Genomic DNA, 8,883 nt, shown 5'->3' on the forward strand with positions numbered 1-8,883 from the left:
AGGCAAGCGCTCCCAGAAAAAGCCAACCGAAGAACGAGAGCTCCAGAATGAAAATATTGAACTTCTCGCCATCTGTCATCTGGCGGCTGAGCTCCAGCGCGCGCGAGGTGTAGGCCATGCTGTACCAGGTGTTCACCACGCTGTTGACGAGGGCGAGCTTTGTGGCTTCCCTGTCCTGTTCGGTGGCATGGAATTCCCAGGCCTGTGCCGAAGCGGCGTCGCGCAGGCGGCCCCACAGATCGAGTTCGTAGGAGAGGCCGAACGAGGCGTTGAAGCTGCGCGTGGCATGACCGCTGTCCAGCGCGGTGCGGGAACCGGCGTCGCCGGAGCCGGAGAACCAGGGCACGAGCTCGGCGCCGAGCTGGCGGGCCTGATACAGGGCGCGGTTCACGGTGATGGCGCTGCGGGCGAGGTCAATGTTGCGTTCAAGGGCCATGTCCACGAGCTTGTTGAGGGAGGGATCGTTGTACTGCGTCCACCATTGGCGGTCGATCTGGTAGTGCTGCTGCATCTGGGCTTCGGACATGATGCCTTCGTCGGGAATCTGAGCGTCGCGGGTGGCGCAGCCGGAAAGAAGAAGCAGGGCGGCGCACAAAAGAGCGGTGTGTTTCATGGAATCACTCCTGGGCGAGCGCGTCCACGGGATTGAGCGTGGCGGCGCGGCGGGCGGGCATGTAGCCGAAAATAATGCCGATGAAGGTGGAACAGGTGATGGCCAGCACGATGGACCCCGACGAGAACGACATGGGAAAGTCGGAGATGAAGGAGTTGAACAGCAGTCCGATGCCTGCGGAGAGCAGCACGCCCGTGACGCCGCCGATGACGCAGATGAGCACGGCTTCGATGAGGAACTGCTGGAGCACGTTGAACTGCCGTGCGCCGATGGCCATGCGCACGCCGATTTCTCTGGTGCGTTCGGTGACGGAAACGAGCATGATGTTCATCACGCCGATGCCGCCCACGAGCAGGGAGATGAAGGCGATGCAGGAAATGAGCAGGCGCATGGTGGTCGTGGTGCTTTCCATGGTTTGCCGGATGCTGTCGGTGTTCATGGTGAAGAAGTCGGTGACGCCGCGGTGACGCGAGGTGAGCAGGCGGGTGAGTTCCTTTTCGGCAATCTGGGCGGAGACGCCGTCGGCGATTTTGACCGTGATGGAAGAAATGGTGCGGCTGCCGGACACGCGGGCCATGTAGGCGGTGTAGGGCGTCCAGACGGTGAGGTTGCTGCGGGGGCCGAAGGTGGCGTTGGGCTTTTTGGTGACGCCCACCACCTCGAAGGGATGCTTGTTGAACAGGATGACGGCCCCGATGGGATCTTCGCCGTTGGGAAAGAGTTCCTGCACGGTGTTGTCGTCGAGCACGGCGACGGCGCGGGCCTCGTCGATGTCGGCGCGGTTGATGAGTCTGCCGCGGGCGAGTTCGAGGCCCTTCACGCTGAAGTACTGCTCGCCCACGCCGCTCAGGGAGCCGTTGGCGGAGAGGTTGCGGTACACGAAGCTGCCGCTGGAACTGGCGGAGGGGGTGGCGCTCGCAATGTAGCTCTGTTCGGCGAGCACGTCGGAGTCGTCCACGGTGAGGGTGGTGTAGCGGGCGGAGTTTCTGTCGCCGAAGCTGCGGCCGGGCATGATGTCGATGGTGTTGGTGCCCATGGCGTTGATGCCGGCCAGAATTTTTTCCTGGGAGCCGCGGCCGAGGGCGACCACGGAGACCACCGAGGCAATGCCTATGATGATGCCGAGCATGGTGAGCAGCGAACGCATCTTGTGGGCGAGTATGGCCTGCACCGACATGCGGAAGGCTTCGGCGAGCTGATCGCGCAGATATTTCCAGGAAGCGGCGGGCGCGGCGGCGGGCTTTGCTCCCTCTGCGTTGGCGATGGGCTTTTTCCGCTGATCGCTGATGACTTCGCCGTCCTTGATTTCGATGATGCGGTTGGCGTATTCGGCAATGTGCCTGTCGTGGGTGACGAGAATGAGGGTATGGCCTTCGGCGTTGAGCTGCATGAGCAGGGCCATGACGTTTTCGCCGCTTTTGGAATCGAGCGCGCCGGTGGGTTCGTCGGCAAGGATGATGTCGCCGCCGTTCATCATGGCGCGGGCGATGGAAACGCGCTGCTGCTGACCGCCGGAAAGTTCGTTGGGCTTGTTTCCGGTTTTGCCGTCGAGGCCGAGCTTGACCAGAAGTTCATGGGCGCGGGCGCTGCGCTTTTGCCCGTCCATGCCGGCGTACACGGCGGGGAGGGCCACGTTTTCCTGAGCGCTGAGGCTGGCGAGCAGGTTGTAGCGCTGGAAGATGAAACCGAATTTTTCGCCGCGCAGCCTGGCCAGAGCGTCGGGGGAGAGGCCGTGCGTGGATACGCCGTCCACGAGGTAGTCGCCCTCGGAAGGCGTGTCGAGACAGCCGAGAATGTTCATGAGCGTGGACTTGCCCGATCCGGACTGCCCGATGATGGCGACGAAATCGCCGCGCTCGATGCTCAGGCTGACGTTTTTCAGCACCTGCACGCGGCTTTCGCCGCTGCCGTAGTGCTTGCCGATGTTGCGTACTTCGAGAGTGACCATGAAAGTTCCTCTGTTCGGGAAAAGCGGGCTTTTTTGCGCTCTGTGCCGTTTTTTGCGCGCCGTGCGGGAATGCCCGGGGCTGCGCGGAAGGCGGGGAGTCGATCGTCCACCATCTGGAGCGGAAGTTCGGGGCGCTTGCCCCGGCCTTCGTGCCCGGCATCGCGCGGGCGTTGAATCCGGAGCCTCGGGAATGTCGCGCCGCATCTTTGAGCCCGTCAGCGCGTCAGCCCCTATTCGGTCGGGCGGGGCCGCCGCATCAAAGGGAGCGGACGCTTTGCGGATGTCGCAGCCCGGCGTTGGCGTTCCCGCCTGGCCCTGCATCAGCGGGGCGGCCTGCGGTTGCTGCGGGGATTGGCAAGACTGTCCTGAATTTCGGAGCTCGACATCTGCGTGGCGATGACGGACTCTCCCTCGCTGAGGCCGGATTTGATTTCGGTCATCACGTTGTTGGTGAGGCCGGTTTCCACCTTGCGCACTTCCACCTTGTTGTCCTTGCCGAGCACGCGCACGGAATAGTTGCCGCGGCCGTCGTTTTCGAGCACCAGACTGGGCACGAGAAGCACGTTGTCGGCGGAGGCTATTTCGATGACGTTCTGGGTGGTCATGCTGAGGCGGAGCACGCCGTCGGGATTGGGCACGCGGGCCTTGGCGTAGTAGTACACCGCGGAACTCGACGACGAACTCGACGAGCTTGACGAACTCGACGACGACGCTCCCGACGAGGACGACGTGGCGTCGGAAAGCGTGGTGTCGCCCGGATCAATGGAGGAAATGGTGGTGGTATATACCTTGTCGGGCGCGCCGAGCAGGGTGTAGCGCACCTTCATGCCCTTCTGAATGAACGGAATGTCGCCTTCCGAAACCTCGATTTTGATTTCCATGTCGGTGAGATCGGCGATTTCGGCAATGGTGGGGGTGGTCTGATTGGCGTTGACGGTCTGACCGGCCTTCACAGGCACGGATACGATCACGCCGTCGAGCGGAGCTACGATCTTGGTGTAGCCGAGATTCGTTTCCGCCGTGTTCACGGCAATTTCCTGCTGCAGAATCTGCGATTCCATTTCCGTGACGCTCGCGCGGGCGGCGGCCAGCGTGTTTTCGGCGTCTTCCAGATTGGCGCGCGAGGTGGAATCGCTTTTTCTCAGCTTCACTTCGCGGTCGTACTGGGTCTGCGCCACCTTGAGCGCAATCTTGCGCGACTCAAGCTGCGCCTGATACGTCTTGAGCAAAGCGCGGGCGGTGTCGAGATCGTTCTGCCGCGTGGTGGGATCAATCTGCGCAATAAGCTCGCCCTTCTTCACCTTCTGACCGATCACCGCGTTCAGCTCCATGATCTTGCCCGAAGCCTGCGAACCGACCGTGACCAGCTGCACGGCGTCCACCTCGCCCGTGGCGTTGACCGTCTTGCGAATGCTGCCCCGCACGACGGTTTCCGTAAGATAGTGAATCTGCGAGGCATTGCTGCGCTGCATGTGCCACCAGTAGCCGCCGACGCCCGCAAGCGCAATCAGAATAACAGGGATGAGGAGCTTTTTGTTCATGGAAAGGCTCACTTTGCAATGGTCAATATGAAATGACGGAACCACTCCGCAAAAAAGGATATAAACAAAAAATGCGCCGCTGGTAAATGAAACTTTGTTTCAAATCATTGCACCCACCCCGCACGGCCGCCCCACCCATGCCCCAAAAAACCTGTGTTTTCACCCCCTAACACTGTAATACACAGAAACATTTTTTAGAGAGGCAGGAAAGGCAGAAAAGGCATGCGGGGGAAATAATTCCCCCCGCGCCCCCCTGTTTCCGCCGACGGCTTCGCCCTCGGCGGGGCGCTGGCGGGCAGGCAGGGCGCGTTGCCGAAAATGACGGAAGTGCGGAAAGGCCGGGCTGCGAGGCTTGGGCGTGTCTGGCGGGCGCTGTTCGGTCTGCGGACTCAGTGCAGGTGTGCGCTGCTGCGCCCACCTGCGGTGGCCGACTCCTGTCCGGCTTTCGCCGGACAGTCGTGATTAATGAATGATTTCCAGATGTTGGGTAAGAGGATGCAAGGTGGGGGAATAGACGTCGGAATGGCAAGGGCCGCGGTGATGGAATGAGGGGGGGACGTCGTTGGGATTTTGAGGATGGATAAATTTTCTCCGTTCCCCCAAAAAATCTGCGGGACGGACCCGTCAGGGTTCGTCCCGCAAATTATGGGGGGTCGGGGGAGATTATCTCCCCCGATGCCTTTCCTGTCTTTCCTGCCTTTTCTGCCTTTCTGCCTTTCACTCAGCGAGGGGGGCGTGGGTGAGGCGTTCGAGTTCCTGGTGGGCGATTTCGGGGGTACGGCCCTGGCTGCGGGCGATGGCGTCGAGGTTTTCGACGGCGTCGCAGTCGCGGAGGTAGAGGGGGGGGATATCGGCGCCTGTCTGGTTATCCCAGTTGATGCGCTGTTCCAGGGCGACGAGGGCGTCGAAGGAGGGGGCGGTTTGGTTGATGAGGAGTCTTGCGGCGGGGAGGGCGCTGCGCAGGCAATCGGGATTGCTGGTAAGAGCGCTGCCGATGACGAAGGCGGGGGAGCCGAGGTTGACGCCCTCGGGCAGCGGGGGAATGGGCATGAGGAAGGTATTGTCGATGGGCTGGGGGATGCCGTTTTCATCGGCGCGGAAGCGGGCGACGTAGGCGAGTCCCTTGCGGGCATTGGTGAGGGCGAGGACTTCTTCGCCGGGGAGGGCGGGAGCGGACGCGGCGAGGCACTGGAGGTAGTTGAGACCGGCCTGTTTGGCGTTCAGGGCGCGGGCGAGACCGGATGCGGTGGTGAGGCCGATGCGCAGGCCGGTGAAGTTGCCGGGGCCGGCCACGCAGGCGATGCGGCGGATGGCCGCGGGGGCAGTGCCGAGTCGGGAGCAGGCTTCGCGCAGGGCGGGGGCGAGCAGTTCGGTGCCGCCGCGCTGGGCGAGCCAGTTCTGCCCGCAGAGCAGAGCGCCGTTTTCGCACAGCGCGAACTGGACGCGCTTTTCCGCAGTATTCAGAATAAGAGTAAGTTCACGCATTTATTTGAACCAGCGCATAACGTCGTTGAAGGTGGCGAAAATCATGAGGGCGATGAGCAGGCTTGCGCCCACGCGCATGGACCATTCCTGCACTTTTTCGGGCACGGGGCGGCGCACGATGATTTCCACGATGCAGAACAGGATGGCTCCGCCGTCGAGCACGGGGATGGGAAAGAGGTTGAGCAGGCCGAGGTTGACGCTGATGAGGGCGGTGAGCAGCAGCAGGGGCACGATGCCGGCTTCTGCCTGCTGGCCGAGCATCTGAGCGATGAGGATGGGGCCGCCCACGGAATCGGCGGACACGGAACCGGTGATCATTTTTTTCACGCCGGTGAGGGTGACGTCGATCATGTTCCAGGTCTGGCGCAGGCCGAGAGCCGCGGACTCAAGGAAGTTCTTGGGTTCGTAGCGCACCGCGCCGGAGGCCTGCACGCCGATGAGCCAGGCGATTTCCTTTTCGCCGAAGATGTTGGCGCGTTCGCTGCGGGTGGGAGTCATGTCGAAGGAGAGGGGCTCGCCGTTGCGCAGCACGTCCACTTTGAGGGTGCGGCCGCCGGAAGCGCCCACGGTTTCGGGCACCTGGGACCAGCGGTCGATTTTGACGCCGTCGATGGCGGTGATGATGTCGCCGGGGAGCATGCCTGCCTGCATGGCGGCGCTGTTCTGCACGATGGCTCCGGCCTGCGGGAGCGGAATGGCGAGGCCCGTGCTGAGGGTGAGGCCCCAGTAGATGATCCAGGCGATGACGAGGTTCATGAACGGCCCGGCAAAGGCAATGATGAGCCGCTGCCAGGCGGGTCTGTTGTTCACGGCCTCTTCCTGGGTGAAGCCGAGGCTTTCCACTTCGTTGCTGTACTCGCCCACGCCCGACACGTAGCCGCCGAAGGGCAGCCAGGAGAGGCGATATTCGGTTTTGCCGCGCTTGAAGCTGCACAGCTTCGGTCCCATGCCGATGGAAAAGGTGATGACGCCTACCTTGAACGCGCGGAAGGCGAGAAAATGGCCGAGTTCATGAAAGAAGATGAGTCCGCCGAACACCAGCACCACGGCGAGGGCGGCATCCCAGTAGGAAAGATAATGGAGTAGTGACTGCATGGTTTCCCGATGGGGCGGAGAGTGTCCGCTCCGTTGAGGTTGAACGGACTGCGGCGGGAGCGCAGTGCTGTTTGCGCCGCAGGCGAGGTTCCGGCGCAGCCGCAGGACAGGCCTGTGCCTTGCCTGCGGGGGAACGTTCGAGGTCAGGGCCGCCAGGCTTCCGCCTTGCGGCGGGTGGCGCTGTCGGTTTGTTCCACGGCTTCCACGGCGCGGGCCGCCTGCGGAGCAAGGGGGCCGTCGTCGAGGTCGAAGTTCTGCCTGTCGGAGGCGTCGTCGAGCATGTCGCGCACCAGAGCCGGAATGTCGGTAAAGCCGATGTTGCCGGCAAGGAAGCGCGCCACGGCCACTTCGTTGGCGGCGTTGAGCTCCACGGTGTGGCCCTGGGCCAGGGCGCGGCGCGCCAGATCGAGGCAGGGGAAGAGGTCGAGACGCGGCTCCTCGAAGGTGAGGGTGCCGATGCCGGCGAGATTGAGAGGCCGGATGCCCGTGACTCTTCCGTCAGGAAGATAAGGCCAGGAAAGGCAGTCGGCAATAGGCACGCGCATGTCCGGCACGGCGAAATGTCCCATGAGGGCTCCGTCGGTGAGTTCCACGAGCGAATGCACGATGGACTGCGGATGCACCACCACGACGACGTCGCGCGCGGGCATGTGATAGAGATGGCAGGCCTCGATGATTTCCAGCCCCTTGTTCATGAGAGTTGCGGAATCAATGGTGATTTTTGCGCCCATGGACCAGTTGGGATGTTTGAGGGCGTCTTCGGGGCGGACGTTTTTGAGAAATGCGGCGTCCTTGGTGCGGAAGGGGCCGCCAGAAGCCGTGAGCACGAGGCGGGCGATGTCGTTTTCGCTGCGGCCGACCATGCCCTCGAACAGGGCGAAGTGTTCGGAGTCCACGGGGAGGATGACCGCGCCGGTGCGACGGCAGATGTTGCGGATGAGATCGCCCGCGAGCACCAGCGATTCCTTGTTGGCGAGGCAGATGGTCTTGCCTGCCGCGGCGGCGGCCACGGTGGCGCGCAGGCCCGCCGCGCCCACCTGGGCGGAGAGCACCATATCCACGTCGTCGAGGGCGGCGAGGGCGGCGTAGCCTTCCTGTCCCCAGACTATTTCGGGCCGGTAGGAGGAAGGAAGCAGGGCGGCGAGGGCGTCCACGCCGTGGGGGCCGTCCTTTTCCAGCACGGCGAGGTAGGGGGGCCGCCAGTCTTCCGCCTGTTTGGCCAGCAGGGCGATGTTTCTTCCTGCGGCGAGCGCGCGCACCTCGAAGCGGCCGGAGTCGCGCCAGGCGTCCAGCACGCGCAGGGTGCTGGTGCCTATGGAGCCGGTGCAGCCCATGAGGGCCACGCGGCGGGGAAAGGGCAGGGCGTCGAGTTCGCCGGGAATCTTGCTGATGTACTTCATGAAAGAGCGCTTGTTGGAAAGGTCGGCGCGGAGGCGCTGCCGAAAAAAAGGGGAGGCGTTTTCCGAACGGGCCGGAAAACGCCGGAAAGAGTTGCCGTCTGCCTGACTACTGGGCGGCCTGGGCGAAGAACGGATACAGGGCCGAGGCGGCGGCGTAGGTTCCCACGCAGAAGGAAATGCTGTCGAGCCTGTCGAGCACGCCGCCGTGACCGGGCAGCAGGTGGCTGGAATCCTTGACGTTGACGGCGCGCTTCAGGGCGGATTCAAAGAAGTCGCCGAGCTGCGCCATGACGCCCATGCCCGCGCCGAGGGCGGCGAAGGCCCAGAGGGGGGCGCTGCCGAGGGCAAAGCCCATGCCGCAGGCCACGACGACGGAGGCCAGGAGTCCGGCAATGGAGCCTTCTATGCTTTTCTTGGGGCTGACGCCGGGCCAGATGGGATGTTTGCCGAAGCTCACGCCGGCGAAGTAGGCGGCCATGTCGGAAGCGGCGGGCAGCAGCACGACGAAGAGCTGTTCCCAGCGGGTGAAGTGCATGGCCGGGGCGAGCAGCAGAGGAATGTAGAACACGCCGCAGATCATGACAGCGGCGCGGCGCAGCGGATCCAGCGATTTTTCGCGGCTCCATGCGACGAGGGCGTAGATGGCGGCGAGCATGGCGCACACGGCGAGCGCAGGCTCGGACGGAAGAGAGAAGGCGCTTGCGGCGAGAAAGACGAGGCCGAGCACGAGGCCGAGGATTTTCATGCCCCATCCGCCGGAGGGCTGAAACAGGAAGAGAAATTCGCCCAGCCCCACGAGGG

Annotated in this window: 7 protein-coding genes; all 7 read right to left on the reverse strand. The window is 63.4% G+C overall.

Going from position 1 to position 8,883, the window contains the following annotated elements; all coding sequences use genetic code 11:
- On the reverse strand, positions 1–613 hold a 613-nt coding region (locus ACZM96_RS08000), incomplete at its 3' end, for a TolC family protein (RefSeq protein ID WP_489488410.1).
- A gap of 4 nt (positions 614–617) precedes the next feature.
- Positions 618–2,561 carry a MacB family efflux pump subunit gene (locus tag ACZM96_RS08005; protein WP_489488411.1) on the reverse strand — a complete coding sequence of 648 codons (1,944 nt, stop codon included), beginning with the start codon at positions 2,559–2,561 and terminating at the stop codon, positions 618–620.
- 320 nt (positions 2,562–2,881) lie between these two features.
- Complete coding sequence (locus ACZM96_RS08010) at positions 2,882–4,102, reverse strand: efflux RND transporter periplasmic adaptor subunit (protein WP_489488413.1); 1,221 nt, start codon at positions 4,100–4,102, stop codon at positions 2,882–2,884.
- A 717-nt stretch (positions 4,103–4,819) separates the two neighbouring features.
- The gene (tsaB, locus tag ACZM96_RS08015) at positions 4,820–5,587 is read right to left on the reverse strand and encodes a tRNA (adenosine(37)-N6)-threonylcarbamoyltransferase complex dimerization subunit type 1 TsaB (protein WP_489488414.1); all 768 of its coding nucleotides are present in this window, start codon (positions 5,585–5,587) and stop codon (positions 4,820–4,822) included.
- A complete protein-coding gene (gene rseP, locus ACZM96_RS08020; protein ID WP_346664608.1) occupies positions 5,588–6,682 on the reverse strand; it encodes an RIP metalloprotease RseP in 1,095 nt (364 codons plus the stop codon).
- A gap of 143 nt (positions 6,683–6,825) precedes the next feature.
- Positions 6,826–8,082 (reverse strand): 1-deoxy-D-xylulose-5-phosphate reductoisomerase, encoded by a 1,257-nt coding sequence (dxr, locus tag ACZM96_RS08025; protein WP_489488415.1) that lies wholly within the window; start codon positions 8,080–8,082, stop codon positions 6,826–6,828.
- Between the two features lie 106 nt (positions 8,083–8,188).
- The coding region (locus ACZM96_RS08030) for a phosphatidate cytidylyltransferase (RefSeq protein WP_489488416.1) at positions 8,189–8,883 on the reverse strand (695 nt) is incomplete at its 5' end.

It is taken from the genome of Mailhella sp., from assembly GCF_057866825.1.